24 protein-coding genes, 1 other RNA gene and 1 pseudogene are annotated in these 26,432 nt (G+C 48.0%); 8 read left to right on the top strand and 18 right to left on the bottom strand.

Annotated elements, in window-relative coordinates:
- Positions 1 to 13: 13 nt before the first annotated feature.
- From GSO_RS01775 to GSO_RS01760, 4 genes are all read right to left on the bottom strand, one after another.
- Positions 14 to 934: an RluA family pseudouridine synthase gene (locus tag GSO_RS01775; RefSeq protein ID WP_010488285.1), complete on the bottom strand. Its 921-nt coding sequence runs from the start codon at positions 932 to 934 to the stop codon at positions 14 to 16.
- Positions 931 to 1,398: a signal peptidase II gene (gene lspA, locus GSO_RS01770; protein WP_010488284.1), complete on the bottom strand. Its 468-nt coding sequence runs from the start codon at positions 1,396 to 1,398 to the stop codon at positions 931 to 933. Before lspA ends, GSO_RS01775 begins: the two co-directional genes overlap by 4 nt.
- 108 nt (positions 1,399 to 1,506) lie before the next feature.
- A complete protein-coding gene (locus GSO_RS01765) occupies positions 1,507 to 3,180 on the bottom strand; it encodes a formate--tetrahydrofolate ligase (protein WP_029345496.1) in 1,674 nt (557 codons plus the stop codon).
- Between the two features lie 12 nt (positions 3,181 to 3,192).
- Complete coding sequence (locus GSO_RS01760) at positions 3,193 to 3,597, bottom strand: EbsA family protein (protein ID WP_010488282.1); 405 nt, start codon at positions 3,595 to 3,597, stop codon at positions 3,193 to 3,195.
- Positions 3,598 to 3,621: 24 nt separating this feature from the next.
- Between GSO_RS01760 and GSO_RS01755 the strand changes: the two genes are divergently transcribed.
- A complete protein-coding gene (locus GSO_RS01755; protein ID WP_010488281.1) occupies positions 3,622 to 4,020 on the top strand; it encodes a ribonuclease HI family protein in 399 nt (132 codons plus the stop codon).
- 119 nt (positions 4,021 to 4,139) lie between these two features.
- On the opposite strand, the pseudogene GSO_RS15385 reads toward GSO_RS01755, so the two are convergent.
- A pseudogene (locus GSO_RS15385) lies at positions 4,140 to 4,742 on the bottom strand (nitroreductase family protein).
- Positions 4,743 to 5,047: 305 nt separating this feature from the next.
- Here GSO_RS15385 and cls point away from each other — a divergent pair.
- A complete protein-coding gene (gene cls / locus GSO_RS01745; RefSeq protein WP_010488280.1) occupies positions 5,048 to 6,517 on the top strand; it encodes a cardiolipin synthase in 1,470 nt (489 codons plus the stop codon).
- 168 nt (positions 6,518 to 6,685) lie between these two features.
- Here cls and GSO_RS01740 read toward each other — a convergent pair whose 3' ends face one another.
- Both GSO_RS01740 and GSO_RS01735 read right to left on the bottom strand, forming a co-directional pair.
- The gene (locus GSO_RS01740) at positions 6,686 to 7,012 is read right to left on the bottom strand and encodes a hypothetical protein (RefSeq protein WP_010488279.1); all 327 of its coding nucleotides are present in this window, start codon (positions 7,010 to 7,012) and stop codon (positions 6,686 to 6,688) included.
- Between the two features lie 110 nt (positions 7,013 to 7,122).
- A complete protein-coding gene (locus tag GSO_RS01735; RefSeq protein WP_010488278.1) occupies positions 7,123 to 8,574 on the bottom strand; it encodes a helix-turn-helix domain-containing protein in 1,452 nt (483 codons plus the stop codon).
- A gap of 318 nt (positions 8,575 to 8,892) precedes the next feature.
- Here GSO_RS01735 and nrdH point away from each other — a divergent pair, with 318 nt between their 5' ends.
- The 3 genes from nrdH to nrdF all read left to right on the top strand — a co-directional run bounded on the left by nrdH (position 8,893) and on the right by nrdF (position 12,398).
- Positions 8,893 to 9,123 carry a glutaredoxin-like protein NrdH gene (gene nrdH / locus GSO_RS01730; protein ID WP_010488276.1) on the top strand — a complete coding sequence of 77 codons (231 nt, stop codon included), beginning with the start codon at positions 8,893 to 8,895 and terminating at the stop codon, positions 9,121 to 9,123.
- Positions 9,124 to 9,192: 69 nt separating this feature from the next.
- On the top strand, positions 9,193 to 11,364 hold the full coding sequence (gene nrdE / locus GSO_RS01725; protein WP_010488274.1) for a class 1b ribonucleoside-diphosphate reductase subunit alpha: 2,172 nt from the start codon (positions 9,193 to 9,195) through the stop codon (positions 11,362 to 11,364).
- Positions 11,365 to 11,417: 53 nt separating this feature from the next.
- On the top strand, positions 11,418 to 12,398 hold the full coding sequence (gene nrdF, locus GSO_RS01720; protein ID WP_010488272.1) for a class 1b ribonucleoside-diphosphate reductase subunit beta: 981 nt from the start codon (positions 11,418 to 11,420) through the stop codon (positions 12,396 to 12,398).
- A 166-nt stretch (positions 12,399 to 12,564) separates the two neighbouring features.
- Here the strand turns inward: nrdF and GSO_RS01715 are convergent, their stop codons facing one another.
- Entirely contained in the window at positions 12,565 to 13,455 is an 891-nt protein-coding gene (locus GSO_RS01715) for a LysR family transcriptional regulator (protein ID WP_010488270.1), read from the bottom strand.
- Between the two features lie 237 nt (positions 13,456 to 13,692).
- A complete protein-coding gene (locus GSO_RS01710) occupies positions 13,693 to 15,597 on the bottom strand; it encodes a M13 family metallopeptidase (RefSeq protein WP_010488268.1) in 1,905 nt (634 codons plus the stop codon).
- Positions 15,598 to 16,079: 482 nt separating this feature from the next.
- On the opposite strand from GSO_RS01710, the gene lplA reads away from it, so the two are divergent.
- Positions 16,080 to 17,093: a lipoate--protein ligase gene (gene lplA, locus GSO_RS01705; protein ID WP_010488266.1), complete on the top strand. Its 1,014-nt coding sequence runs from the start codon at positions 16,080 to 16,082 to the stop codon at positions 17,091 to 17,093.
- A gap of 79 nt (positions 17,094 to 17,172) precedes the next feature.
- Here lplA and GSO_RS01700 read toward each other — a convergent pair whose 3' ends face one another.
- From GSO_RS01700 to GSO_RS01680, 6 genes are all read right to left on the bottom strand, one after another.
- Positions 17,173 to 17,400, bottom strand: a complete 228-nt coding sequence (locus tag GSO_RS01700) for a hypothetical protein (RefSeq protein ID WP_010488264.1) — start codon at positions 17,398 to 17,400, stop codon at positions 17,173 to 17,175.
- 133 nt (positions 17,401 to 17,533) lie between these two features.
- Positions 17,534 to 18,469 carry an NAD(P)-dependent oxidoreductase gene (locus GSO_RS01695; RefSeq protein WP_010488262.1) on the bottom strand — a complete coding sequence of 312 codons (936 nt, stop codon included), beginning with the start codon at positions 18,467 to 18,469 and terminating at the stop codon, positions 17,534 to 17,536.
- 3 nt (positions 18,470 to 18,472) lie between these two features.
- Complete coding sequence (locus GSO_RS01690) at positions 18,473 to 19,624, bottom strand: THUMP domain-containing class I SAM-dependent RNA methyltransferase (RefSeq protein ID WP_010488260.1); 1,152 nt, start codon at positions 19,622 to 19,624, stop codon at positions 18,473 to 18,475.
- Between the two features lie 422 nt (positions 19,625 to 20,046).
- Positions 20,047 to 20,412: RNase P RNA component class B (rnpB, locus tag GSO_RS16350), an RNA gene on the bottom strand.
- A 12-nt stretch (positions 20,413 to 20,424) separates the two neighbouring features.
- A complete protein-coding gene (gene gpsB, locus GSO_RS01685; protein ID WP_010488257.1) occupies positions 20,425 to 20,823 on the bottom strand; it encodes a cell division regulator GpsB in 399 nt (132 codons plus the stop codon).
- 55 nt (positions 20,824 to 20,878) lie between these two features.
- Positions 20,879 to 21,454 carry an SLOG family protein gene (locus tag GSO_RS01680; protein ID WP_010488255.1) on the bottom strand — a complete coding sequence of 192 codons (576 nt, stop codon included), beginning with the start codon at positions 21,452 to 21,454 and terminating at the stop codon, positions 20,879 to 20,881.
- Positions 21,455 to 21,520: 66 nt separating this feature from the next.
- Between GSO_RS01680 and recU the strand changes: the two genes are divergently transcribed.
- On the top strand, positions 21,521 to 22,147 hold the full coding sequence (gene recU, locus GSO_RS01675; protein ID WP_010488253.1) for a Holliday junction resolvase RecU: 627 nt from the start codon (positions 21,521 to 21,523) through the stop codon (positions 22,145 to 22,147).
- On the top strand, positions 22,140 to 24,443 hold the full coding sequence (locus tag GSO_RS01670; protein WP_010488252.1) for a PBP1A family penicillin-binding protein: 2,304 nt from the start codon (positions 22,140 to 22,142) through the stop codon (positions 24,441 to 24,443). Before recU ends, GSO_RS01670 begins: the two co-directional genes overlap by 8 nt.
- 178 nt (positions 24,444 to 24,621) lie before the next feature.
- On the opposite strand, the gene GSO_RS01665 is transcribed toward GSO_RS01670, so the two are convergent.
- The 3 genes from GSO_RS01665 to GSO_RS01655 all read right to left on the bottom strand — a co-directional run bounded on the left by GSO_RS01665 (position 24,622) and on the right by GSO_RS01655 (position 26,426).
- Complete coding sequence (locus tag GSO_RS01665; protein WP_010488251.1) at positions 24,622 to 25,086, bottom strand: deoxycytidylate deaminase; 465 nt, start codon at positions 25,084 to 25,086, stop codon at positions 24,622 to 24,624.
- The gene (gene nth, locus GSO_RS01660) at positions 25,083 to 25,736 is read right to left on the bottom strand and encodes an endonuclease III (RefSeq protein WP_010488250.1); all 654 of its coding nucleotides are present in this window, start codon (positions 25,734 to 25,736) and stop codon (positions 25,083 to 25,085) included. The genes GSO_RS01665 and nth overlap by 4 nt, the downstream gene beginning before the upstream one ends.
- Before the next feature lie 69 nt (positions 25,737 to 25,805).
- Complete coding sequence (locus tag GSO_RS01655) at positions 25,806 to 26,426, bottom strand: DnaD domain-containing protein (RefSeq protein ID WP_010488249.1); 621 nt, start codon at positions 26,424 to 26,426, stop codon at positions 25,806 to 25,808.
- Positions 26,427 to 26,432 lie beyond the last annotated feature (6 nt).

Raw genomic sequence — 26,432 nt, 5'->3', positions numbered from 1 at the left:
GATTGAGTTAAGATTACCGGACGTTGCGGGTCTTGTCAATGCCTGCGCGCAGATCGGCTAAGGTTTTTTCAAAAACTTCGGGGACCGGTGCCGTGAAAGTTAAGAGTTTGCCGGTGGTCGGATGGACAAAACCGAGCTTGGCAGCGTGAAGAAATTGGCCGTTGCCTGGAAGTGTGCGTTTAGGCCCATACAAAGGATCGCCTGCTACCGGATGGTGAATGTAAGCCATGTGCACGCGGATCTGGTGGGTCCGGCCGGTTTCCAAAACGCATTTGATCAAGGTATAGTGAGCAAATCGTTCCAGTACCTGAAAATGGGTAACCGCATGCCGACCGTCAGCAACCACTGCCTGTCGTTTGCGGTCACGCGGATCACGGCCAAGCGGCGCATCGATTGTGCCCTCATCTTCTTTAAACGTCCCATGAACTAACGCAAGGTATTCACGGATGGACGTTTTGGCTTTAAGTTGCGCCGACAAACTCAATTGGGCCTTTTCGGTTTTGGCGACCATCAACAAACCGCTAGTATCTTTATCGATGCGGTGCACAATCCCCGGCCGAATGACGCCATTGATGCCAGGCAAGTCAGTATGATAAAGCAACCCATTAACCAATGTGCCGTCAGGATGGCCTGGCGCGGGATGGACAACCATGCCTTGAGGTTTATTAACCACGATCACTTGGTCATCTTCATAGACAATATCAAGCGGAATCGGCTCCGCAACGGCTTCTAAGGGTCGGGCTTCCGGAATTGAAACGGCAATGACATCTCCTAACGAGACCTTGTAATTGGCTTTCACCGGCTGGCCGTTAACGGTGACCAAGCCGTCTTGAAGCCATTTTTGTACCTGACTGCGGGTATGGGTCGATTCATGGGCCGTGATCACCTTATCGATACGCCCTTGTTCAGTCGTGATGGTAAAGGTCTCAGTCATGCGGACACCGCCTTGTCGCGATCAAATAAAATAAACGCCAAAACCAAAATCACCCCGAACGTGATGCACATATCGGCAAAATTAAAAATAGCGTTGAACCGCCACTGATCCAAAAATTCAAGGTGAAACATATCTGTGACGTATTGGAATCGCAGCCGATCAATGAAGTTACCAATTGCCCCTGCCGTGATCAGTGTCAGTCCCAAGCGATAAACAGGTTTGTGTAGGCTGTCACGCCAAAGCAACGCTACGACCACAAACGCCAACACCGTCGTGACGTAGAAGAACCACTGCTTCCCTTCAAACATGGAAAAAGCCGCTCCGGTATTGCGGATGTGCGTGAGATCAATCACGCCCGGAATCAGTTGCTGGCTTTCGCCAAGTGGAATATGCGCGCTCACCCAGGTTTTAATGACAAAATCAATCAAAACCAAGACAGCTGCAACGATCACATAGATAAACACAGAAGTTCCCCCTGAATAAATGACATTTGCCTTTAAGTGTACCGCGCCAAAAGAAAAACCGCCATTCGAAAAATGACGGTTACATCTTGTGCCGAAAACATGAATGATTTAAAAGAGTCCGGAAATTTTACCATCGTCGGTGACGTCCATGTTTAAGGCAGCTGGTGCTTTTGGTAGTCCCGGCATGGTCAAAACGGTTCCGGTCATGACGACTAAGAACCCTGCCCCAAGCTTAGGGATAATGTCGCGTACGTGAATCGTAAATCCTTCAGGTGCCCCTAAAGTTTTGGGGTTATCGGTCAATGAATACTGGGTTTTGGCCATGCAAACCGGTAAATCCTGCCACCCATTTTTAGCGATCGTTCGCAGTGCAGCGTTGGCTTTTCCTTCATAAACAACGTCACCACCACCGTAGATCTTTTGCACAATGGTTTTAATCTTGGTTTTGACATCCTGATGCACATCATATAGTGGCGTGAAACTTGCCGGCTGCTTCAAGGCGTCCAGGACCGCGTCGGCTACTGCTAAGCCACCGCGGCCGCCGTCAGCCCAAACCGTTGCGGTAACAGCTTTGACGTTTAATTTTGCGCAAGCATCGATGAGCCACTGAATCTCAGCATCTGTGTCGCTGGTAAAGCGGTTAACGGCCACCACAACCGGCACGCCATAGCCTTGCATGCTGTGAATATGCCGTTTAAGGTTCGCAAAACCTTGCGCCAAGGCATCCAGGTTTTCCTGTTGCAAGTCGGCTAGCACAACACCACCGTTGTATTTCAGGGCGCGAACCGTTGCGACGATAACCACGGCATCTGGGGTTTTGCCCAAAACCGGGGTCTTAATATCCATGAACTTTTCGCCGCCAAGGTCAGCGCCGAAACCGGCCTCCGTGATAGCAATGTTGCCCAGTTGCAGTGCGGTCCGGGTAGCTAAAACGGAATTGCAGCCGTGGGCAATATTGGCAAACGGGCCGCCATGAATGAACGCCGGCGTATGTTCCAGTGTCTGGACCAGATTTGGCTTCAACGCATCCCGCAATAACATTGCAATGGCGCCAGTTACTTTCAAATCGGCCACAGTTACAGGCTTGCGATCATAAGTATAGCCAATCACGATGCGACTGATGCGAGCTTTGAGATCCGCGATGTTTTCCGCAAGACACAGGACTGCCATTAATTCGCTTGCGACGGTAATGTCAAAACCGTCCTCCCGCGGAACACCGCTGGTTGGGCCGCCCAAGCCGATCGTGACGTGGCGCAATGCCCGATCGTTAATATCCAAAGCGCGCTTCCAAAGAATTCGCCGTGGATCGATATTAAGTGTGTTGCCTTGTTGCAGATGGTTATCGATTAAAGCTGCCAGGGTGTCGACTGCGGTTGTCAGAGCGTGCATGTCACCAGTGAAATGCAGGTTGATGTCTTCCATCGGCACAACCTGCGCATAACCGCCGCCGGTAGCGCCGCCTTTCATCCCCATCACCGGGCCTAATGATGGCTCCCGCAATGCGATGACGGGATGCTGGCCGCGCTGCTGAAGCGCATCGCCTAAGCCAACCGTAATGGTCGATTTGCCTTCACCAGCTGGGGTCGGGTTAATCGAGGTCACCAAAACAAGCTTGCCAAAAGGCTTGTCTTTTAACGCATTGAGAGCCGCGAAGCTAAGTTTGGCTTTGGACTTGCCATACAGTTCCAGATCATCGTCGGTCAAGCCTAGATTTGCTGCAACTTTCGTAATTGGCCACATTGAGGTCGCTTCGTTGGCCTGGGCAATTTCAATATCAGACATACAACACACTCCTTATTTAGTTGATGTTTCCAATCCTTTTTCGATCAACGCCACGATCTTTTGCTTTCGTTTTTTACCGAACATCAGGAACGAAACCCGACCGTATTGTTTGGTTTTAAGCATAACTGTCAAATGGCCGGACGTAAACCCCTCAATTTCGCTCCATGACAGATTAATCGTATTACTTTTAAAAAGACTGGTTAACCGGATGCCTTTTTCAGTCGCAATCAGGCGAAGCAGCAAAATCTGGCCGATAGCCGTCAAAATCGTAATCGCCGCAATCGCAATCGCCAGCCATGAAGGTTTCGTACTTTCCAGCTGAACGATGATCGCCAAGCTGAGACCGATCACGATCGCGCTCCAAAACATGCTAAAATCGATCCATGCAGGTTGATAATGTGTTCGATAGTCAGCCAATTCGTCACTTCCTTAGGAGAAATCATGCTTAAACTATACACAGATGGCGCTACAAAAGGCAACCCGGGCCCGACTGGCATTGGCATCCTGGTCAGCGGTTTGCCTCAGCAGATTCAACGACATGCCGCTTTACCGCCGATGACCAATCATGAGGCGGAATTTGCTGCAGCGATTGCCGGCTTTAATTTATTAATCGAAGCTGAACTCACAACTGTACCCGTGGCGTTTTATAGTGACTCCAAGCTGGTCGTTCAGGCAATCGAAAAGCGCTATACCAAACATTATCCTGCTTTAACCGCAGAATTGCTGGCCTTGATTGACCGGTTTCCGCTTGTGCTGCCTAACTGGTTGCCCGATCGTCAAAACCGTGGTGCTCACACGTTGGCTCAGCAAGGGTTACGTGAAGCAGAGACGAAAAGTTAATTTTTCGCCAAAAAGAGACCGTGACATTCCATAATTCGGAATATCGCGGCCTCTTTTGGCATGAACATAGATTTTTAAAGTAAAATGACGCCTCAGCCGGACGACCTCAGCACCTGTGATTACATGAATACCTTAAACTGGCTGGTACGATCCATATAATCCTTATCTTGTGCCGGTGCCTCAATCGAGCCAAACGGCATTTGGGCACGCAATTGCCAGTTTTGCGGGATATCAAAGGCGTCGCTGACAAGCTCATCAATGATGGGATTGTAGTGTTGCAGATTTGCACCAATGCCATTGTTAGCCAGGGCTACCCAGGTGTTGAGTTGAGCCGATCCCTGAGCCTGCTCTGCCCAGGTTGCAAAGTTATCTGCGTACAGCGGAAAATCATGTTCCAGCTGCTTCACGATGTCGGTATCGGTAAAGTACATAATCGTTGCATAGGCGGCTTTGAAGCCAGCTACTTTTTTCTTGGTTGCCTCGTAGGCTTCCTCAGTCGGAACTTCACTCTTCAAGCGCTTAACCACGATATCTCAAAGCTTGTCGTGTTGTCCGCCAAATAGGAAAACTGCTCGGGTTGTTTGCGAATTGAAGGCCGTTGGTGTTGCCTGAATGACAGATTCAACTTGTTCGATGATGTCATCGTCTTTTTGCTTAACATCTTTGCCGAGTGCGTAGATGGAACGGCGTTGCTTGAGAAGGTTCAGAAGATCTTGATTCACAGGAAAACCACCTTTTTCTATTAATAACTACATTTCCGCATATGGCTAGCAAAACTGATAGACGTCAGCGCCTGAAAATAGCAGCATGCGGTCATGCAGCAGAACAAGCATCATTTTACCAACTGACTATTAGTAAGTAAACCCTTTGCGCATCTTTTTTTCAAAAAGCACGCAATAAGCCTCTTTTCGCAAGGCAACCCCCGCATCTGAAAGCTGACATCTGAATAGATCGTCGATCGTAGTGGTTAACGTGACAGAGAGGGACGGCTTCGGTACAATGAAGCTATTCTTCCTGGAGGTGTGGTATGTCGCTGATCACCTGGCTAATTATTATTATTTTGGTTTTGAACACGACGGGTGCGATTTTTACGGTTCTTCGTGAAGTTCGCGACATTTCGACAACTTGGGCCTGGTTGCTGGTGCTGATTTTCCTGCCAATCATCGGGTTCGGTTTTTATCTGTTCGCGGGTCGCGGACTCTCGACCAAAAAACTACGCCGGATTCAGCGTGAGTATGAGTCTGGGGTCAAAGCGTTTGTGTCGCTTCAAAAACACGAAAATGCTCGGAACAAACTTTTGCCGCCGACGGATTATACGCCTGCAGCCAAAGCTCTGACCGCCTTTTTCCTGAATACGGCCCAGGCACCGGTGCTGGCCCATAACCAGGTTCAGCTTTATACCGATGGCGAAAAGAAGTTTGCTGCGTTGTTTCGCGACATTGAAAGCGCCAAGCACTACATTTATGTCGAGTATTACACCATTTATAATGATGAATTAGGCAACCAGTTTCAGCAATTATTGATTAAAAAGGCCAAACAAGGCGTGACGGTTAAGGTTTTATATGACGCTTGGGGGTCGATGGGTGCCTCGGCAAAATGGTGGCGCCGACTAACCGATGTCGGTGGCCAGGTTGAAAGCTATTTTAGCTCCAAACATCCGATTACCGACTTTCGTTTGAATTACCGCGATCATCGCAAAATCGTTGTGATTGACGATCACGTCGGCTATATTGGCGGATTCAACGTCGGCGATCAATATGTCTCCCGTAAGCCAAAATTTGGCTATTGGCGTGATACTCACCTGCGTATCATAGGTAACACCATTTATGCGTTGAAAATTCGCTTCACAATGGATTGGAATGCGACGGTCGGTGAAAAGGACGAGATTGCCTACAACGTGGAGCAGGACAGTCCTGAAGGTCAGTCAGGTGAAGGCATGACGGCCGGCAGCACACCGATTCAGATTGTCGCATCAGGGCCTGATCGCCCTACCCAGCAAATCAAGTTAGGGTACACCAAGCTGATTACTAGCGCTACCAAGTCGGTTTGGATTCAAAGTCCTTACTTGGTTCCGGATGACACGGTGATTGATGCGCTCGTTTCCGCCGCCATGTCGGGCATTGATGTCCGAATCATGATTCCGGATATGCCGGATCATCCGTTTATTTTCCGGGCGACCCAGTACTATGCCACCTATCTGGCTCGTGCCGGCGTTAAAATTTACCATTATCAACATGGCTTCATGCATGCAAAAACCGTGGTTGTCGATGATGCCATTGCCAGTGTCGGGTCAGCTAATTTCGATATTCGTAGTTTTAAACTGAATTTTGAGGTCAACGCCTTTATTTACGATCGTAAGGTTGCCGGAACGCTTGCCGAAATATTTGAAGCTGATATGAAGCAAAGCTACCTACTGACCCCAGCGATCATTGCTAGTCAAAGCCGCTGGTTACGCTTCAAACAAGACTTCTCTCGGCTCCTGTCGCCGATTTTGTAAGCCAGCCTGTAAATCATCAAAAATTGAACGATGTTGTCACAAAAACGCCGCGTCAGCATGGTGCACTGAGGCGGCGTTTTTGTGACCGAAATATAGCATTTTCAAAATAATCATATGTGTTTAGCTGATCGCCATAATGGCAGTGAAGAAGGCTTGATGAGTTGCTGATTACCGTTGCCAATCGTCTAGTGCCTTGGTGTGGCCGAGAAGATAGTGGATGGCAGCTTGGACAAGTGTGTCACGGGCAGTCGTTAACTCGTCGCCTTCCAGGTTATATTTGTCGCGCAGGTAACCTTCCGCAATTGCCTGATATTCTTTGCGGGCCTCGCCCCCATCTTTTAGGTAGGCATCAATGGCATTCAGATCATCTTTAGCGCGGTTAGCTAATTCTTCAGCCAGATCTTCGACATGTGGCTGGCGTTTATGGGCATAGTCCATCAGCGTGTCATTCATATCAACGACAGCGGCCTCGTCTGCTTTCTTGTCTCGTTTCATGCTAGCAGTCATCTCCTCATATATTAGTATGCACCTACGCCGGCCTTTCATCAACGGCAGCGGGGAAAGTCGCTTTTGCAGTCAACAGAGTGACACTCAGCGGTTTTTCCTTATTGATGAAGTTGCTGACGGGAGCGGAGAAAGAGTTCCTGATAAAGCGCGGACCAACTTTCAAAGCGTTCACTAGCCAGATAAAAGACCGGAATGCCAGGCACGATCGATTCCTCACCCGGAGCCAAGGCTTGGGCCGAAATCACAAAGTCTGGATGTTGGTGAATGGTTACCAACCGAATGAATGCCGGGTGAATGAGGTTGAGCCGCACAGTTTCGTATAACGGCTGCGGCATCAACGGGTCCAATGCAACTTTCAGTTTATCAGCAACAGCACTTTCTGTCATGAATGGCCAAAGCAGCTGATAAAAGCCGTCGATAATTTCCTCAAGGGCATGATTTGTTGGTGCCTCACGCGCAAAAAATGCTTTAATCGCCTTGTCCAGCCGCGGATAAAACGCCCGCATTGGATGCGCGGTTTTAGCCAAATCAATATAGGCGCCGTCAGGAAAGATCTGTTCGCTGATTAAAATTTTTAATAAATTGCCGGCTAATGCCAGATCTGTGGTGATTGCCGAGGAAATACCGATCAAGTGGCGGCTAAGTTCAGCGCGGATTTTGGCGACGGTTTGCCAAGCCAGCGTGTTGTGTGCGGCGTGGTAACCAACAATCCCCGCAGCCTCAAATTGCTGCTCCGTGTGAAATCGCGGAATACGCCACTGGCCGAGATACAGATAGAGCATTTCGGCTTTGGCAACTTCTGGCGGCAAATGGGCAAAGACATCCGGCAACTTTTCCGGCAATGTGGGCAGCGGCCTCAATTCAGAAAAGTTTAAAGTATTGATAATGGCGTGATCGGCCTGTAACCGATAGAGATTGATGTTAGCTGAAAATCTTAGTTGCTTGACTGAAAAATCCCGCTCGACTAATCCGGCGTCCTGTAAGGCTTGAACCAGCTGACGTGACTGAGGCAACATGTCTGCAAACAAAGGATTGTCAGCGTCCACTAATTGCCACAATAACTGCCGGTAGACTTGGCGAATTCGCGGCTCTGCGCCGGCAAGTGCCAACGGCGTGAGATTAATGGTGACCCCTTTTTGGCGCAAGTACCCACGTAATGCGGAAATCCGCCGAAAAAAAGCTGCTCGTGAGAAACCGGTTTCTTCTAATAACATGGGCAACGTTAGATCAGGTTGCATCAATGTTTTGACCAAGAGTTTTCCGGGAAGCGATCGGCGAAACAAAAAGATCCGGTAACGAACGCGACTTATCGAAGGCGGTGCCGTCATATTGCCATCCCCTTTACGTAATAAAGGTGGTGCACCAGGATCAATGGCATGTAAATCCTCGGCGACTTTCGCCATTTGCCGGCGCAGTTGTCGGTAACTTTCACCGCGTGCCATCGCAGCCGTTGCGATATTCATCTGTCGATTCGGCGCGTCTCGCAAATCGCCATAAAGCGCCAACCGCTCGCGTTCTTCACGGTCTAGAAAGAGTTCTTCAAACGCCATGGTGACGACTTCCTTTCCAAATTTTTGCTATAGTATAGCAAAGAAGCTCGGCAACCGGATAAATGATGCTTGTGTACTTGTCTCAGACGCGTGTTTCCTTAGCGGGCAGGCTTTTGCCGCATTAAGTCAGCCTATAATTGATTAACACTGGCGTCTGGCATGCATTCTTGCTATACTAAAAGTAAGCGAAAATCAAGTCGACACCATATGCTTTGGGGCATCAAAAAAATTAACCCCAAGATATGGTGTTTTTCATTGACATGCACCCCAATATTGAGTATTCTAAACTACATAAGATAACAAGAAAGGATGATACCTATGCGTAACATCACACTGTTCACGCGCAATGGCTGTCCACAATGCCGGATGACAAAGCGCTACCTCGATACCCACAAGATTCCATTTACGGAACACAACATCAACGAGGAACCTGAATACATCGATTACTTAAAGAAAAAGGGATTCCAGCAGGTTCCTGTTCTTGAAGCAGATGGGCTTGATTCATTCTCCGGGTTTCGACCGGATGCCTTGAAGCAACTGGCTGTCTGAACAGCCAGTTTTTTTATCGCATCGAACTTAACCGAATGAAGATAAATTGCAGTGAAAGCAGGGATTAGCATGTCATTAAAAACAATCAGTCCGGACGAGGTTACTTATTACGCCCTTAACAACGAGATCAATATTCCCGTTAACGACCAGATTCCGCTCAATAAAGATAAGGAAGCATTACAGGCCTTTTTGACCGAAAATGTGGCGCCAAATACGATGAAGTTTTCATCGCTACAAGAGCGCTTGAAGTATTTGGTTGACAATCACTATTATGAAGCGGGATTTTTAAAAAAGTATCAGCCGGCCTTCCTGGAAAAGCTGGACCAGTTCTTGACGGCTCAGCATTTTCAGTTTAAGTCCTTCATGGCGGCCTATAAGTATTACGCTCAGTATGCGTTAAAGACCGACGATGGCACTCAGTATCTTGAAGATTACAAAGATCGGGTATTTGCCAACGCCCTCTTCTTTGCGGATGGTAATGAGCAGCTGGCGGTGGATTTGGCTGATGAGATGATCCATCAGCGGTATCAGCCGGCTACCCCTTCGTTCCTAAACGCTGGTCGGCAACGCCGTGGCGAATTGGTCTCCTGTTTTCTACTGCAAATTACCGACGACATGAATTCGATTGGCCGCGCGATTAACTCTGCCCTTGAGTTGTCACGAATTGGTGGCGGAGTCGGCCTGACACTATCGAACCTTCGTGAAGCCGGTGCGCCAATCAAAGGCATTGACGGTGCTGCAAGTGGCGTATTGCCGGTCATGAAGTTGTTGGAAGATTCTTTTTCCTACAGTAATCAACTGGGCCAACGTCAAGGTGCCGGCGTGGTTTATTTGAATGTCTTCCATCCTGATATCATCAGTTTCTTGGGCGCCAAAAAGGAAAACGCAGATGAAAAGTATCGGGTAAAGACCCTTAGCCTCGGCGTGATTGTGCCTGATAAGTATTACGAGCTTATCAAGGACAATGCCGATATGTACCTCTTCTCCCCTTATTCGGTTGAACGGGCTTATGGCAAGCCATTTTCGTATGTGGATATCACCAAGGAATACGACAACATGGTGGCCAATCCGGACATTAAGAAATACAAGATTAAGGCCCGCGATCTGGAAAATGAAATTTCCAAATTACAGCAGGAATCTGGCTATCCTTACATCATCAACATTGACACTGCCAACAATGCGAGCCCGATCGATGGCAAAATCATCATGAGCAACCTGTGCTCGGAAATCATGCAGGTACAGGTACCATCCAAGCTCAACAACAAGCAGGAATATGAAGTCTTAGGGACAGATGTTTCCTGCAACCTGGGTAGCACGAATATTCCTAATTTGATGCACAGTCGCGACTTTGGTCACAGCGTTGAAGCCATGGTTCGGGCATTGACCTATGTCACTGATCATAGCAATATTGACGTTGTGCCGTCTGTTCAGCATGGGAATCACCTGGCACACAGCATTGGCCTTGGCGCGATGGGCTTGCACACGTACTTTGCTAAGAATCATATGTATTATGGTTCACCGGAAAGTCTTGATTTCACCAACATCTATTTCTTGTTGCTGAATTATTACACGTTGAAGGCATCCAACAAGATTGCCAAAGAACGTGGCGAGTCATTCCATAACTTTGAAAACAGCAAATACGCTGATGGCAGTTATTTTGACAAGTATATCCAGCAATCATGGGCGCCTAAGTACGACAAGGTGCGTGATTTGTTCAAGGATGTTCACATTCCGACCCAGGCGGACTGGGAAGCGCTCAAAGAGAGTGTCATGAAGGACGGCTTGTATCATCAAAACCGGATGGCTGTGGCCCCTAATGGCTCGATCAGCTATATTAACGATACCAGTGCCTCCTTGCAGCCAATTGTTAACCGGATTGAGGATCGTCAAGAGAAGAAAATCGGCACGATTTATTACCCAGCACCCGGTTTGTCGAATGACACCATGCCTTACTATCAAAGTGCCTACGACATTGACATGCGTAAAGTCATTGATGTTTATGCCGCTGCCCAACAGCACGTTGATCAAGGAATGGCCATGACCCTGTTCATGCGCAGTACCATTCCTGCTGGCCTTTATCCGTGGAAAGACGGCCGAACCGACAAGATGACGACGCGTGATTTGAACATTTTGCGGAACTACGCCCATCACAAAGGCCTCAAGTCGATTTACTACATCCGGACTTACACCGATGACCAGGAAGAAATCGGCAGCAACGCTTGTGAAAGTTGCTCGATTTGATTATCTTTTAACAGGGGGATCTCCCCTGTTTTTACATACAAGGAGCGGAGAATATGGCAAAACAATATATTGCGATTAACTGGAATGCGATTGAAGATGAAGTCGATAAGGCAACTTGGGAAAAGTTGACGGAACAATTTTGGCTGGATACCCGGATCCCTTTATCCAACGATTTAGACGATTGGCGTTCATTGAGTCCTGATGAACAGTGGGTTGTCGGGCATGTCTTTGGCGGGCTGACTTTGCTGGATACCCTGCAAAGTCAAGACGGCATGGCAAGTTTGCGGCAGAATATTCGCACGCAACAGGAAACAGCGGTCTTAAACAATATTCAGTTCATGGAAAGTGTTCATGCCAAGAGTTATTCGTCAATTTTCTCAACGCTGAACACCCCGGCTGAAATTGATGAAATCTTTGACTGGACGAATCATAATGAACATCTGCAGTACAAAGCCAACAAAATCAACGATATTTACCACAATGGTTCGGCGTTGCAAAAGAAGATTGCCAGCGTCTTTTTGGAAACCTTCTTGTTTTATTCAGGCTTCTTTACCCCACTCTATTATTTAGGCAACAACAAGCTGACCAATGTGGCGGAAATCATTAAGCTGATCATTCGGGATGAAAGTGTCCATGGCACGTACATCGGCTACAAGTTCCAATTAGGCTTCAATGAGTTGCCAGAAGCCGAGCAGCAAAAGTTGCAGGACTGGATGTACGATTTACTTTACGATCTGTACGAAAATGAAGAAAAGTATACGAATGATTTGTATGCTAAAACTAAGTGGACGGACGAAGTTTTGACTTTCCTGCGGTACAACGCCAACAAAGCGCTCATGAATCTGGGCCAGGAAACCGCTTTTCCAGATACGGCTGATGATGTGAACCCGATTGTTATGAACGGCATTTCGACGTCAACAGCCAACCACGACTTCTTCTCCCAAGTCGGTAATGGTTATCGACTGGGACAGGTTGAAGCCATGCAGGATGATGATTATTCATTTTCAACTGGAGACGAAGGCCGCGATAAGTAAGGCTTTCGGAAATGAATGTGTCGAGGAATAAAAAAAACGGCTCCAGATGCGTCGCAAGTTATGCGATACGCATTTGGAGCTGGCTTTTTTATATTCACTTTTTAAATCAGAATGTCAGAAATGGCTCATTTTGGATGATCGCGCGATAATCCCTTTTCCTTTCGGTCTAACTTTCTGCTTTTTGCTGATTGATCGTTTCATGAACGAGGCTTAAGAAGCGTTGGGCGATGCGGGAAAGCTCACGGTCTCGTTTCCACACTAACGCGATCGGATCGGCTAATGCCGGAGCTAAAGGACGGAAGGTTAAGGAAGTGTTCGATGTTTGCGTTGCCAGATATTCAAGACATAGCGCACGCCCTAATCCGACTGCGGTCATGCCTAAAGCATCAGCGGTCAAATCGTAGGTGCCAACGATGTATGCCGGGTCGAGTCCCTGTCCTAGCCAGTGTTCAAAGGCATTGCGAGTATGCGTGGCCCGCGGCAGAATCAGTTCGCTATCGTTAAGATCATTTGGCGTGATCAGAAGGTTATCGGTTAACGGATCATCGGTGGTCATCAAAACGCCCCAAGCATCGCGAATCGGGAGCGGCAGGCTTTCGTACTGAGTCTGTTCCTTATCTGGGCGCAAAATAAAATCGTACATACCGGCTTCAAGATTAGCAATCAGACTTTCATCAGAACCATAAGTCACATGGACATGCAGACTGGGATACTGCTGGCGGAGGGATTGAGCAACCTGCAACATCAGGCGCTTACCACTGGTTTCGCTGGCACCAATGTAAAGATCACCACCCAGTGTATGTTTGCCTTGCAAATTATTTTTGGTGCGTTCGGCGATGGCGGTTAACTCGCGGGCCCGGTTCAATAAGTAGGTGCCATCTTCCGTCAAGGTAACCCGTCGATTTCCCCGGATCAGCAGTTTAACGCCCAGTTCTTTTTCCAGATCTTTTAATTGGCGCGATAACCCTGGCTGGGAAATGCCCAATGTTCTGGCAGCAGCCGTAATACTGCCATGGTCGGCAATTTCAATAAAGTTACGCAACGTCTGCAGTTCCATAAGCTCCCCTACTTCCTATCAGTTCTGATTATCGCAAATGCTTTCCTATAACTATTATAACCTATCAAGACCACTTTGTATTCCCTTTCACACGCCTTTGCTCAACTGTGGCTTAAATCCGCTGCTCGGAAGAGGATGCTTCAATGCATTCACTTCTAGTTATCAGCATCGCGTGGTGCTTTGTTTAGCGCCATTCTTCTAAAAAAGCATCGACTCAATGAGTCGATGCTAATAGGATTACCAAATTTGAACGCGTTTTTCCGGCGGTAGATACATGCCGTCGCCTGGTTGAACATCAAACGTCGTGTACCAGTCATCCAGATTACGCGGCTGGATATTGGCACGCAGTTCATGCGGGGCGTGGACATCGACGGCCAACAACATCTTTGCCCGTTCAAGCCGGGACTTGGAACGCCAGATGCGGGCCCAGTTAATGAAAAATGCACGCAGATCGGCATCCGGCTCGCGTTTGGCAGTGTCCAAAGCTGCCGCCAAACCGCCGGCGTCGGCGATATTTTCCGACACAACGAGTTTACCATTAACTTTGCCTGCTTCGGTTTCGAGACCGTCAAATTCGTCAATCATGGCTTTGGTTAGCTCATTAAAGTGCGCATAGTCTGCTTTTTGCCACCAGTTGACCATATTACCGAATTCGTCAAACTGTGCCCCGTTATTATCGAACCCATGCGAAATTTCGTGAGCGATAACGGCACCGATGCCACCAAGGTTTTCTGAGGCGGTCTGCTTCAATGAATAAAATGGCGCCTGCAGGATCGCTGCTGGGAATGTGATGTCATTTTTTGACGGGTCGTAACTGGCATTGACCAAGTGACCTGGCATGTTCCAGACACTGCGATCAACCGGCTTGCTTAGTTTATCGTAGTTGTATTGTTGCTGAACGATTTGCAGGGCTTTCAAATTCTCAAGTAATGACTTTTCTGGATCAACGTGCAGCAAATCGTAAATGGCTTCGGGTTTGTCCGGATAACCCATTTTAAGTACCATCTTATCCAGCTTAAGAATGGCTTTATCTTTGGTTGGTTGTGAGAGCCAATCAGAATTGGCCAGGCGCTGTTTGTAAGTGGCAATCATTTTTTCGACCAATTGGGTTACATCGGCCTTGGCCTTCTCGCCAAAATAAGTGCGGCCATAATAAATACCGATTGGCTCACTGAAATAGGCATTGGCTACCCGATAAGCATGCTTGACCTGATCCGGTGATTTCGGTGCCCCGGATAGTGCGCGATTATAGGTACCGCCTAATTGCCGCAGCGGTTCGCTCAAGAAGCCTGCAACACTATCGAGACTTAATACATAAAGCCAGTCGCGGTAGTTCGCAAAATTGGCTTCATTGAATAGCTGACCGAATTCATCCAAAAAGCGCGGATCGGCGACGACGATGGTATCCGGAACCGTTTTGAAAATTGCCTTCAGGAAGTTTTCAAAATCGAATGGTTTGAGCTTTTCAACGACAGTGGCTGTCGGCATTGGATTGTAAGCTTTTGGATAATCCGCCCACTCTTCGGAACTTTTGACGTGTTTAGCAATTTCGGCATCAAAAGCAAGCGCGCCTGCTAAGGTTGCCTTTTGCGCTGTGTCATCAAGATCGGTGTATGCCAGTAGCTTGCTCATCATGTCCTTGAAGATCGCAAGTAGTTGGGCTCCGTTTTGATTGTCTTTGGCGTAATAGGAAGTATCCGGCAAAATTGTCTTGGGTCCCATGAGATTAATGACATTTTTGCTGGTGTCTTTCATGTCAGCATCGACGAAGACGTTGAATGGCGGATCAATGAGTTGCTGCTGCAGTAACTCGGCAGCACGGCGATTGTAGTCAGCCAAATCTTTGATGGCAGCAACTTGGTGCAACGTTGGTAAAGCCGGTGCAAAGCCGGCAGCGTCGCGCGTCTTAAAATCCTTGGCTTGCTGATAAAGCGTGACTGCCTGGGCAAAATATTTATCCGGTGCTTCTTTTGAACCATCGGCAACAGCCGCAAAGTCAGCCATCATTTTTTCTTCTACTTCATCGGCTAAATCCTGGAAGCCGCCGGTACTGCTTTTGTCATCAGGAATGACTGCTTGATCCATCCAGGCCCCATTTACTGCTCGGTATAGATCGTCTTGGTAGCGCACTTTATTCGTCATTCAAAAGCTCCTTTCATAATAAAACGATATAGGACAATCTTAACGCATTTCTCATTTAGTTGCACGAGGAATCAGCTGAGCGGTGCCGGTTGTCATTGTCACTGTAAAGCCGAATAGAACGATTGTTAAAAGGTGTTTACTCTGAGCCATATAAAAATATTTTATGGAATCGATACCATTCGAACTAATGAATTGTTTGCAATCGAAATCGCTTTCTTTTTAATGATTAACTCGTTAAAATAGACCATGTACCAAATGGCGCTTAACAATCTTCGTTGAGTGCCACAAGATCGGATGGTGAACCGGCTGTTCGGTTTCTAACCACGCCGGTTCACGCTTTACCATAACGCGTTCACCGGCGCAGGAGTCTGCGTGTAAGGGTCTTGGTCGCAATGGCCAAAGAGTGGGCCATCACGCCCAAGGCCACTTACACTCCGACTCCTAACCGCGCCGGTTCACGCTCACAAGGAGGAAACCTATAAATGTACTATGTCATTATGAAGTCCCACGATATTCGCGAGAATTTGGCAACTGAGCAGTATTTGATGAATGCCAAACAGTTTGATGAGCCACTGTTGCTTTTTTATTATGAAAAGCCGAGTGTCATTGTCGGGCGCAACCAGAATACACTGGAAGAATTGAATCAGAAGTATGTTGAGGAGCACAATATTGTCGTAACGCGTCGGCTGTCAGGTGGCGGTGCGGTTTATCACGATTTGGGTAACCTATGCTTCTCGTTTGTGGTTGATAGTGATTCTGAAGAATTCGGCGACTTCAAGTCCTTCACACAGCCGATTGTGGATGCGATTCATACGATGGGTGCCACGAGTGCCGAGGTTTCCGGCCGCAATGATATGCTGGTTGACGGCAAGAAGTTCTCAGGAAGCGCGATGTATACCCGCAACGGCAAGACGTTCTCTCATGGTACTTTAATGCTGGATGTGGACATGAGTGTCATTCCAAAGGTCCTCAACGTACCGGAAGACAAGATTAAGAGTAAAGGTATTAAGTCCGTTAAGAGCCGGGTCACCAACCTGCGCCCTTACTTGGACAAAAAATATCAGGATATGACGCTTCCGGAATTTCGGGATATTTTGTTGACGCGGCTGTTTGGCGTTGACGATGTTGCCGAGATTAAAGACAAGGAATATCACGTTACTGACGCTGACCAAGTCGAAATCAAGAAGATTTATGACGATGTCTACAACAATTGGGACTGGGTTTATGGCCACAGTCCGGAATTCACCACCAAGAAGCGCAAGCACTTTGATTACGGTACAATCGATGCGCGTTTTGATATTAAGGACGGCAAGATTGCAAACGTTAAATTCTATGGTGACTTCTTTGGACCAAAAGACGTTGCTGACGTCGCTGCTGCGTTGAAAGACAAGCCGTATACGTCTCAGGCAGTTAAGGAGACACTGGATGGCATTAACACCAATGATTACTTCACCAATATTCCTAAAGATGACGTGATCAACTTGCTGGTACCTTAAGCATTAATCAGTTCAATATTTCCAAAAAGGGGCAGCCATTTTACCGGCTGCCCCTTTTATCTACGCCTCGTTGGAAGCGTTAATTATATTTAATTTGGCTAATGGCGTACGCCTGAATTCGTTTAGCTCCCCGCCCAGTTGCTACCGTAATGACGCCGCGTTCGTTGTACGGCTTAACTTTTCCCGCCTTAATATCGACGACGCGGCCTTTTAGGCAACTGCGATCGATTGTATCGATCGCAACCTCGTGCTGTGAGTGTAAAGCATCTTGAAGCAAGTTGGTAATTTCTTCCGGGCGTTGTGCCATAAGAATTCCTCCTTCATCTTCATGCCGTCTAAAATGCTGGCGGCAACTGTTTCAACGCTTATTGCCGGTTTACCGGGCAATGCAGTAACTGAAAACGTTTACGAGTTCAGTATAACGGTTGCCGGACTAAATTTCAGTAACCTCGGCTCAGATCGACTTGGTGACTTGCTAATTGACTGCGTGATACCAAGGCCTGGAGGTTTTCATTAAAAATTTTAAAAACTTGGTCGCGCAAATGAGGAACCGTGCCGGAAATGTGCGGCGTCAACAAAACCTGATCCATGTCCCAAAGCGGTGAGGTTTGCGGCAATGGTTCAGGATCGACCACGTCAAGGACAGCGGCACGCAACTGCTGGGATTGCAGCGCTTGAACGAGTGCCGCTCTTTCGACTGAAGCACCACGACCGATGTTAACGAAAATTGGTTGTCGATCGAGAGCAGCAAAGAACTCGGCGTTATAAAAATGTTTGGTAGCAGACGTGAGCGGTAATGCGTTAATCACAATATCGGCGGCAGAAATCACTTGCTTCGTCTCGGCATCGGTTACCACATCGTCGAAGCCGGCTGCAGGTCGACCATGGGCACTGACGCCAATCGTATGCAATCCTAGCGCATGCAACTTGGAGGCAATTGTCGAGCCAATATGGCCGGTTCCAAAAATAACCACCGTCAATCCATTCAATAGCGTCATCGGCGGCCGCTCCTGACGCAATGACCACATCTCGCGTCCTGCGCGAATCGCCGGTAGGATGCCGCGACTGATGGTGAACAAAGCGCCGAGCACATATTCAGCGATCGGTTCTGCGTGAATGCCGCTGGTATTGGCCAGCAAGACGTGATGCTTGGCAAAATCAGCGAGCGGTAAATAGTCAACACCGGCAGACATCGCCTGAACAAACTGCAAATGGTCATAATTAACCGTTGCAGAGGCCGCATGCCAGCCGTAAATGACATCGATTTGCTGGGCAGTCGTTGCGTCCAGTTGATCTTCTTCGATCACGGTATGTCCAGCTTTTTCCAATACCTGCCGTTGCGCTGGTTCAAGACTGAAGCTATTTAGAATCTTCACGATTCATCCCTCTTTTCTGTCATGATGGTGCCAATTAGGTTTACCCCAATACTGGAAAAGATCGGTTCGGATTGTGCCATTGTATAGTTTGCGGCGTTTGGTCGCTTTACTGCCATAGGCTTTCTCAAAGCCCATGTCGCTCGTTAAAATGTATTTGCTCCAAGTGGTCAAAGGCGCAAAGACTCGACCCATTTCCGCATACAGCTGGCGGACGGCCGCTTGATCACTTAGACGTTGGCCATAAGGCGGATTAGCCACTATGACGCCGTTTTCTTTAGTGGTCGTGAAATCTTTAACCGCCAACTGTTTAAATTGAATACTATGAAGTAAACCTGCTTGCTGGGCGTTTAATTTGGCCATGTCAATCATGTCACCGTTAATGTCACTTGCCTGAATATCAAGTTCTCGGTCAAAATCCGCCTGATCCATAGCCTGATCTTTGGTGGTCTGCAATACGTCTTGATCAAAAAAGCCGAAGTTTTCAAAGGCAAAATGCCGCTGCAGGCCCGGCGCCAAATGATGGCCAATCAAAGCCGCTTCAATTGCGATGGTTCCGGAACCGGTTGTAGGGTCGACAAACGGCATATCGGGATGCCAGTTGGTGAGCAAAACCAGTGCTGCCGCAAAGTTCTCTTTAAGCGGTGCCTCCCCTTTGGCAATCCGGTAACCGCGTTTAAATAAGCTGGGACCGGTTGTATCCAGCGTCAGCGTTGCCACATCTTTTAAAATCGAAACTTCAAGCGGATACTTAGCTCCGGTTTCGGGTAAACGGGTGGTGCGGTGGTAAACGGCTGACATTTTCTCGACAATCGCTTTTTTGGTAATGGCTTGTGCATCAGGCTCAGAATGTAACTGTGAGCGAACCGCGCGGCCTTCAACCGGGAACGCCGCATCCAGTGGCAAATACTGATCCCACGGCAACGCTTTGACGCCTTCAAACAATTCATCAAAAGTGCGTGCCTTGAACTGACCGACCACGATTTTGATTCGATCGGCACTGCGCAACCAGACATTGGTTAAAGCAATGGTTTGGTCATCGCCTTGAAAATACACTTTGCCATTTTCGGTTCGGGTCTCGATGCCCAGTGCTTTTAGTTCCTTGGTCGTAACAGCTTCAAGTCCTGCTGCCATCGTTGCGACGAGTTGATATGTCATGACATGATTTCCTTTCAAAATGCCGGTTTAAAGAATGGTGTTCAGGTTTAGTTTAACTTTTTTTGATGGGGTTGGCGATGTTGGATTTTAAGGTGAGCGGAATTGTTGGTGGGGATAGGCGATTGAGTTTTGCGTTCCGTAACGCGTTTACCGGCGTGGGAGCCTGCGTGTAAGGAGCTTAGGCGTGATGGCAAAGCTCGCGTTAACTGGGAGATTTCAATTGTGGGCAAGTATGCAGTCTGACTTTCGCGTTCTATAACGCGCTCGCCAGCGCAGAAGCTTGCGTGTAAGGACCTCATCCCCAAATGGCCAAAGCCCAGCCATTTGGGGATGAGGCCACTTACACTCCAGCTTCTAACCGCGCCGGCGAGCGCTCACAAAAAAACAGCCCGAGTCTCCCCGAGCTGTGCCTGCATGTAGATCCCTATAAGCCATGTTTTGTTCCAGAGCCTGTTCAGGCGCAGGTTCCTTCAGTCATCATCTATCTCAGCGTTGCCGCTGTTTTGCCGTCGCTTCAGTTTGCTTGGCAAAACGCCCCTACCAAAAGTTTGGGTTACTCGCTCGCGGGGTTTACCCGTTCCACCGTTTAGGTTTCCCTGAACGTTTCGTCACTGTGGCACTTTTCAGACCTACTGGCGCATAGCCGAAACCTTAGCGCGGTTGGTCGCCGTAACCGTTGACACGGTCCCTAAGCTTATTGGGCTTAGCACGAACACTACAAGCATCGCAGCTTGTGCGGGCATGGACTTTCCTCAGCCTGCAGATGCAGACCGCGATCACTCAGGATCTACATGTGATCATCAATATTGGTCAACGTCGGAATGGCTGTTGTCATCGTGGGTATCAGCGCTACCGCTATCCGACAGCTTTGAACCGAAAACATGACGTTCCAGATTACTCAGACGTTTAAGAATATCATAATTTGTCGCAGCAGCGTTGGTTTGCGGTGTCTGCGCACTGACATTCTTGGAAACACTCAGCTGTTTGGTTAGCTCATCGACCCGACTAAACAGCTTTGCATTTTCTTCTTTCAGTCGATCAATCTCGTTAGTAAAAGCTTCATAATCACGAATGATGCCGTCTAAAAATTCATCGACTTCATCCGGATCATAACCGCGAACCTTATTCTTGAACTTCTTGTCCAAAATATCTTTAGGTCCGTACTGGATACTAAATTTTGTTTCTTTGTTACTATCCATTCCGACACACCTCATTGTTTTCATGGAACCAGACTAACAATAAGCTTACCATATCTCAATCGTTTTGAAAATGCTCATTTTCCGCTTCTGCCATTTCTTGGGCAGTGTCTTCCAAATCGTCCATGGTAATCAACGTGACCGGATAATCACGCCGATTAGCCATATCCTCAGCAGCGCGGTAATCCCATTGCGGCTTACCGGGAAACTCCGGATCGTAAACAATCACCGCAGCATCCGTGTGTGCGGTCATGAACCGCGTATAACCCTGCAACTGTGCCGGTCGTTGATATGGTGCTTGCGAAACCGCATCGGAAAAATCGACTTGCTGGCGTAGTGCGGCCAATTGTCCCTGATTGGCTTCATTCCACTTTGAGCCAAAATCCGTAAACGGCAGCATCATCGCAATTTTAAAGTCGGGATACAATGGCTTCAGCGTTAAAGCGACCTCGATTGCCCACTGCTCAACGCCTAATTGGCCGCCGGTAATCAGCCAGTTTAGACCTTCATCCAGATACTGAAGTAAGGTATTTTTTAATGAAGTTTTAAGGACTTTTAGCTTCGGGTCCTGATTGCCAAAGACGTTGAGTTCATAGGCACGGTATCCGGTTATCCATAATCGTTTTCCAGCCATGATTTTCCTCCAAATATTAGGCCAACGCGGTTGATATTGGTATAATAGCGCCAGGAGTGTGATCGCATGACCATTCGTTATCCCAATGGTAATCCATACAAAGACGGGACGCAATTGTCACCCAGTTCCGTTTCGCGCCCAACGATTTATGGCGGGCGTGGGATGACATTAGAAGAAGAACTTAATCTCAGTAATCAGTATTATCGCAGTGTTGACAAGGCGGTCGTGTATAAAAAGCCGACGCCTGTGCAAATTGTAAAAGTCGACTACCCCAAACGTAGCCAGGCGGTGATTCGCGAAGCGTACTTTAAGACACCTTCTACCACAGATTATAATGGGGTTTATCGTGGTTATTACCTTGACTTTGAGGCCAAGGAAACCAAGAATAAGGCAAGCTTCCCGCTAAAAAACTTCCATCAGCACCAGATTGATCATTTTCGGCGCTGTTTGAAGCAAAACGGGATCTGTTTTGTTGTGATTCGATTTGCGACAATTAAGCGACTTTTTGTTTTTCCGGCAAGCCGACTAATCGCATGCTGGGATCACCAGAGCACCGGTGGTCGTAAGTCGATTCCTTTAACAAAAATCATTCAACACGGATTTGAACTCCATCCGCAGTTGCAACCGGTCGTGCCGTTTCTTGACGGCGTTGACTGGTTGATCGAAACGAAAGTAGGTAATTTGCGTGGCTGATAATCAGAACATGTCGCGAATGGCGCGACGCCGCGAAGATAAACTCACTAATGGACCCAAGCCGCCCAAGAAATTGTGGCGGCGTATTCTCAAATGGACATTGATTGGATTGCTTGTCCTCTTCATTGCAGGCGTGGGCCTGTTCTCTTGGTATGCCAAAGATGCCCCTGAAGTCACCCAGGCGAAGTTGGAATCAGGCGGTTCCAGCACCATTTATGATCGCAGCGGAAACGAGATCACGACGCTTGGACTCGAAAACCGTGATTACGTGAAAGCTTCCGAAATTCCGCAGCAGTTGAAAGATGCCGTTGTTTCAATTGAGGATCGCCGATTCTACGATGAAAAGTTAGGCGTTGATCCAGTCCGAATCATCGGCGCCGCCTTCAACAACCTGACCGGAACTAGCGATGGCCTTCAAGGTGGTTCGACTTTGACGCAGCAGCTCATTAAGCTGTCTGTATTTAGTACCAAGTCATCTGACCAAACGCTGCGCCGTAAAGCTCAGGAAGCTTGGTTGGCGATGCAGGTTCAACAAAAATATAGTAAAGATCAGATTCTGGAGTACTACATCAACAAAGTCTTCATGAATTATGGTCAGTACGGGATGAGCACCGGCGCCAAGTTTTATTTTAATAAATCGCTTAAAGATCTGACGTTAGCGCAGACGGCGTTCATTGCCGGCCTTCCACAAAGTCCTGCCGGTTACGATCCGTACAAATATCCGCAAAAGGCAACCCAGCGTCGCAATGCGGTTATTGATGCGATGCTGCGGGACAAGAAGATCACAGCCGCAGACGCTAAAAAGGCCAAGGCTACGCCAATTACGGATGGCTTACAGCCGAAACAGCAGCAAACCAATACCACGACCAATGACAAGATTATCGATTCTTACCTCACCCAGGTGATAGCCGAAGTGAAGAAGAAAACCGGGTTAAATCCGTATACTGATAATCTGGATATCTATACCAATATTGACATGAGTGCCCAGCGTCGATTGTATGACATCGTTAATACTGATGACTATGTTAGTTTCCCTGACGATTCTTTCCAAACCGGGGTGACCATGACCGATCCGGATAATGGTGAAGTGCTGGCGCAGATCGGTGGCCGTAAAACCGGCGATGTCCGCCTTGCCTATAACCGCGCGGCGCAAAATACCCGAAGCAATGGGTCGACCATGAAACCGCTCATGGATTATGGGCCGGCAATTGAATATCTGAACTATTCCACTTATGAACAAATGCTGGATGAACCTTATCAATATCCGGGAACCAGTATTTCCCTGTATGACTGGGATAAAAAGTACCAAGGTCGTATTTCCATGCGGACGGCACTGGAACAATCGCGGAATATTCCGGCGGTCAAAACTTTGAGTGCCGTTGGTATGGCCAACGCCGTGAAATTCTTGAAAGGCTTGGGCATTGATTTGCCAAGCTCGGAGCAGTATCTCTCAAGTGCGATTGGTGCTTCGGTTAACACCGTTCAAGAAGCGGGCGCTTATGGCGCATTTGCAAATGGTGGTACCTATTACAAACCGTATTACGTCAATAAGATTGTAACTGCTGACGGTAACACGCAGACCTTTAACAGTCAAGGAACGCGGGCGATGAAGTCAAGTACCGCGTATATGATTACCGACATGCTTAAAGGTGTGCTGACTAAGGGTACCGGGACAGCAGCCGCTATTTCCGGACTCCATCAAGCCGGCAAGACCGGAACCACCGATTACAGTGATGCCGAACTCAAACAAAATCCGGCGTTAAACGCAACGGGAATTGCTAAGGACGCTTGGTTTACGGGTTATACGCGTAATCGGGTCATTTCGGTCTGGACAGGTTATGACAAGCCGACATCGCATGGTATCACTTATGCTGAACAGGAAATTTCGCAGAAAATATACAAAGCGCTGATGAGCTATACCTCACAGAATTTGGACAATCGCGACTGGACTAAACCGGATACAGTTGAATCCTACAATATTTTAAAAGGCAGCAATCCGGGAACGGCGATTACTGGCGGCTCAGGTAATACCACGAAAGAACTGTACGTCCGTGGTCACGGGCCAAGCAGTCGCAAAGCGGTCGCCGAGTCTTCATCCTCAAGTGTCAGTTCCGAATCATCGTCTTCACGGGCTAGTGACGAAAGCTCCAGCAGTGAAGTTTCCGAAAGCGTTGAATCAAGCGTTTCAACCCCGAGTATCACAACACCAAGTGCCTCGCAGGCTTCACAAGAAGAACCATCTTCAAATAGTACGCCTTCATCGGCAAGCGGTGGTGGCTCTAGCGGCAGTCAGTAAGACACTTAACGACTGAATACTAAAAAGCTCGATGCAACCGCCAGATATTTTGGCGCTAACATCGAGTTTTTTACGGTCAATTTTTTGATCGAAGGTTGAGACGACTGGTTCACCATTCATGTAAAGAGTCCCAAAGTTTGATGCAGGCACATCAAACTTTGGGACTCTTTTTGCGATATTAATCTTGTGGGGTCAAGTGCAAGACGTCTAAATGATGCTGTTTTAACAACGCCTCGCCATAAGGGTCATTGCGATAGTCGTGCGCGTAAACAATGCGCTTAATCCCTGCTTGAATCAAAGCCTTGGTGCAATTCAGACACGGGAAGAAGTTCACGTAAACGGTCGCGCCGTGGGTACTGACACCATTGGCTGCGCATTGGATAATCGCGTTCATCTCTGCGTGAATCGTGCGAATGCAGTGGCCGTCACGCATTAAGTGCCCTGCCTCATCACAATGCGGATCGCCACTGATGGCGCCATTATAGCCCGTGGCAATGATGCGGTGCTCCTGCACTAAAACAGCGCCAACAGTGGCCCGCTCACAAGTTGACCGCTCCGAAACTTGTTGCGCGAGTTCGAGAAAATAATGATCCCAACTTTCACGGTGAACCTTTCGTTTAGATGGCACAATTTTATCTGTCAATGCTTAGCTGCCTCCTTCAGCGGCGCGTAATGCTCTGCTAAAAATGACCATTCGGAACCGGTCGGTATTTTTGGATCGCGGGCGCGTAAATGCTCGCGACCAAAGCGAATCAAACTGCGATGCAACTTGATCCAGGTAGATTTTGGCATTAATGCTTCCAGTCGTTTTTGAATCTGAACCGGCGTAGCCTTAGGTGAAACCAGTCCCAACCCTTTCACAATCCGACTGACATGCGTATCAACAGCCACACCAGGAATGCCGAATGCATCGCTAAGCACCACGGTGGCCGTTTTCTTGCCGACCCCTGGCAGCTTAACCAAATCAGCTGCGTCAGCTGGGACCTTGCCGCCATATGACTGAACCAAAATGGCACTTAATGCCTTTAAGTGGGCTGCTTTCGTACGGTACAACCCAAGTCGGCTGATTTTTTCGGCAATATCCGTCACCGGCGCAGCAGCCATTGCTTCCGGAGTTGGATAAGCCGCAAACAATGCCGGGGTGACAGCATTGACGGCAACATCGGTCGTTTGTGCCGACAGCATCACCGCAACCAAAATTTCAAAGGGATTTGTCGCGTGTAACGTCGGTTCGGGATCAGGATATAGTGCCATGATTTGGTTAAACAATTGCCTAGCCTCTGCGTCAGTCATGAATGCGCCTCCTAGTTGACTCTCACCGCTTTTACCCGATAAAAGTATGATCTTGATTTGATGGTGAATTTAAAGTTCCTGATGCCGCTTGATGTCAGCTTGGACTTGTTGCGCAGTTTTGAGATGGCGGCGTTCCCAGTTTAGCAAAATGCGATCCATATATTTTAATGAGTATGCCGAATTCAAAACTGCCTCGCGTAATGCCAATAAAATGACCTCGGGTAGATAATGATCGGTATTCAACCAATCACGAATCATTTCCTGCTCAATCGGCGAAAGCGGCCGGCCAAATTCAATTTCAATTTGATTGAAAACATTTGTCTGAGCATCGGCATTGGGCGGGGTCATTGTGGCGCTATTGGTTTGGCCGTTATTCGGAATCTTGGCAAGTAGCGGACTGAGATCATAGTAATCACGCATCCGTCCTTGATTGTCAGGAACGCTTTCCAGTACGATCGCCTTTTTTTGAATCAAGGTTTCAATGGCTGTGTAAATCGCGTTAGGGGCGACATTCATCTGGTTGGCCAATGCTTTGAGATCCGGTGCCTGATGATGCTTGGATTGCCATTGATCCAAAAAAAGATACGTCAGAAATTCGGTCTGTGTCAGCCCTAATGCTGGATAATGGTCAAACAGCAGGTTCGAGACACTGAACTGCCCTGCTTCAGTGTAAGTCCTTAAATCAGTCATTCTTGT

Source organism: Lacticaseibacillus zeae DSM 20178 = KCTC 3804, from assembly GCF_000260435.1.
Taxonomy (GTDB): Bacteria; Bacillota; Bacilli; order Lactobacillales; family Lactobacillaceae; genus Lacticaseibacillus; species Lacticaseibacillus zeae.
Note: the sequence above shows the minus strand (reverse complement) of the source record. Positions and strands in the feature narration are given on the sequence as shown.

Excerpts from the sequence above, each read along its gene's own strand:
- GSO_RS01775 (WP_010488285.1), bottom strand. The coding sequence starts at position 934 with ATGACTGAGACCTTTACCATCACGACTGAACAAGGGCGTATCGATAAG.
- GSO_RS01765 (WP_029345496.1), bottom strand. The coding sequence starts at position 3,180 with ATGTCTGATATTGAAATTGCCCAGGCCAACGAAGCGACCTCAATGTGG.
- GSO_RS01755 (WP_010488281.1), top strand. The coding sequence starts at position 3,622 with ATGCTTAAACTATACACAGATGGCGCTACAAAAGGCAACCCGGGCCCG.
- cls (WP_010488280.1), top strand. The coding sequence starts at position 5,048 with ATGTCGCTGATCACCTGGCTAATTATTATTATTTTGGTTTTGAACACG.
- GSO_RS01740 (WP_010488279.1), bottom strand. The coding sequence starts at position 7,012 with ATGAAACGAGACAAGAAAGCAGACGAGGCCGCTGTCGTTGATATGAAT.
- GSO_RS01735 (WP_010488278.1), bottom strand. The coding sequence starts at position 8,574 with ATGGCGTTTGAAGAACTCTTTCTAGACCGTGAAGAACGCGAGCGGTTG.
- nrdH (WP_010488276.1), top strand. The coding sequence starts at position 8,893 with ATGCGTAACATCACACTGTTCACGCGCAATGGCTGTCCACAATGCCGG.
- nrdE (WP_010488274.1), top strand. The coding sequence starts at position 9,193 with ATGTCATTAAAAACAATCAGTCCGGACGAGGTTACTTATTACGCCCTT.
- nrdF (WP_010488272.1), top strand. The coding sequence starts at position 11,418 with ATGGCAAAACAATATATTGCGATTAACTGGAATGCGATTGAAGATGAA.
- GSO_RS01715 (WP_010488270.1), bottom strand. The coding sequence starts at position 13,455 with ATGGAACTGCAGACGTTGCGTAACTTTATTGAAATTGCCGACCATGGC.
- GSO_RS01710 (WP_010488268.1), bottom strand. The coding sequence starts at position 15,597 with ATGACGAATAAAGTGCGCTACCAAGACGATCTATACCGAGCAGTAAAT.
- lplA (WP_010488266.1), top strand. The coding sequence starts at position 16,080 with ATGTACTATGTCATTATGAAGTCCCACGATATTCGCGAGAATTTGGCA.
- GSO_RS01700 (WP_010488264.1), bottom strand. The coding sequence starts at position 17,400 with ATGGCACAACGCCCGGAAGAAATTACCAACTTGCTTCAAGATGCTTTA.
- GSO_RS01690 (WP_010488260.1), bottom strand. The coding sequence starts at position 19,624 with ATGACATATCAACTCGTCGCAACGATGGCAGCAGGACTTGAAGCTGTT.
- gpsB (WP_010488257.1), bottom strand. The coding sequence starts at position 20,823 with ATGGATAGTAACAAAGAAACAAAATTTAGTATCCAGTACGGACCTAAA.
- GSO_RS01680 (WP_010488255.1), bottom strand. The coding sequence starts at position 21,454 with ATGGCTGGAAAACGATTATGGATAACCGGATACCGTGCCTATGAACTC.
- recU (WP_010488253.1), top strand. The coding sequence starts at position 21,521 with ATGACCATTCGTTATCCCAATGGTAATCCATACAAAGACGGGACGCAA.
- nth (WP_010488250.1), bottom strand. The coding sequence starts at position 25,736 with ATGACTGACGCAGAGGCTAGGCAATTGTTTAACCAAATCATGGCACTA.
- GSO_RS01655 (WP_010488249.1), bottom strand. The coding sequence starts at position 26,426 with ATGACTGATTTAAGGACTTACACTGAAGCAGGGCAGTTCAGTGTCTCG.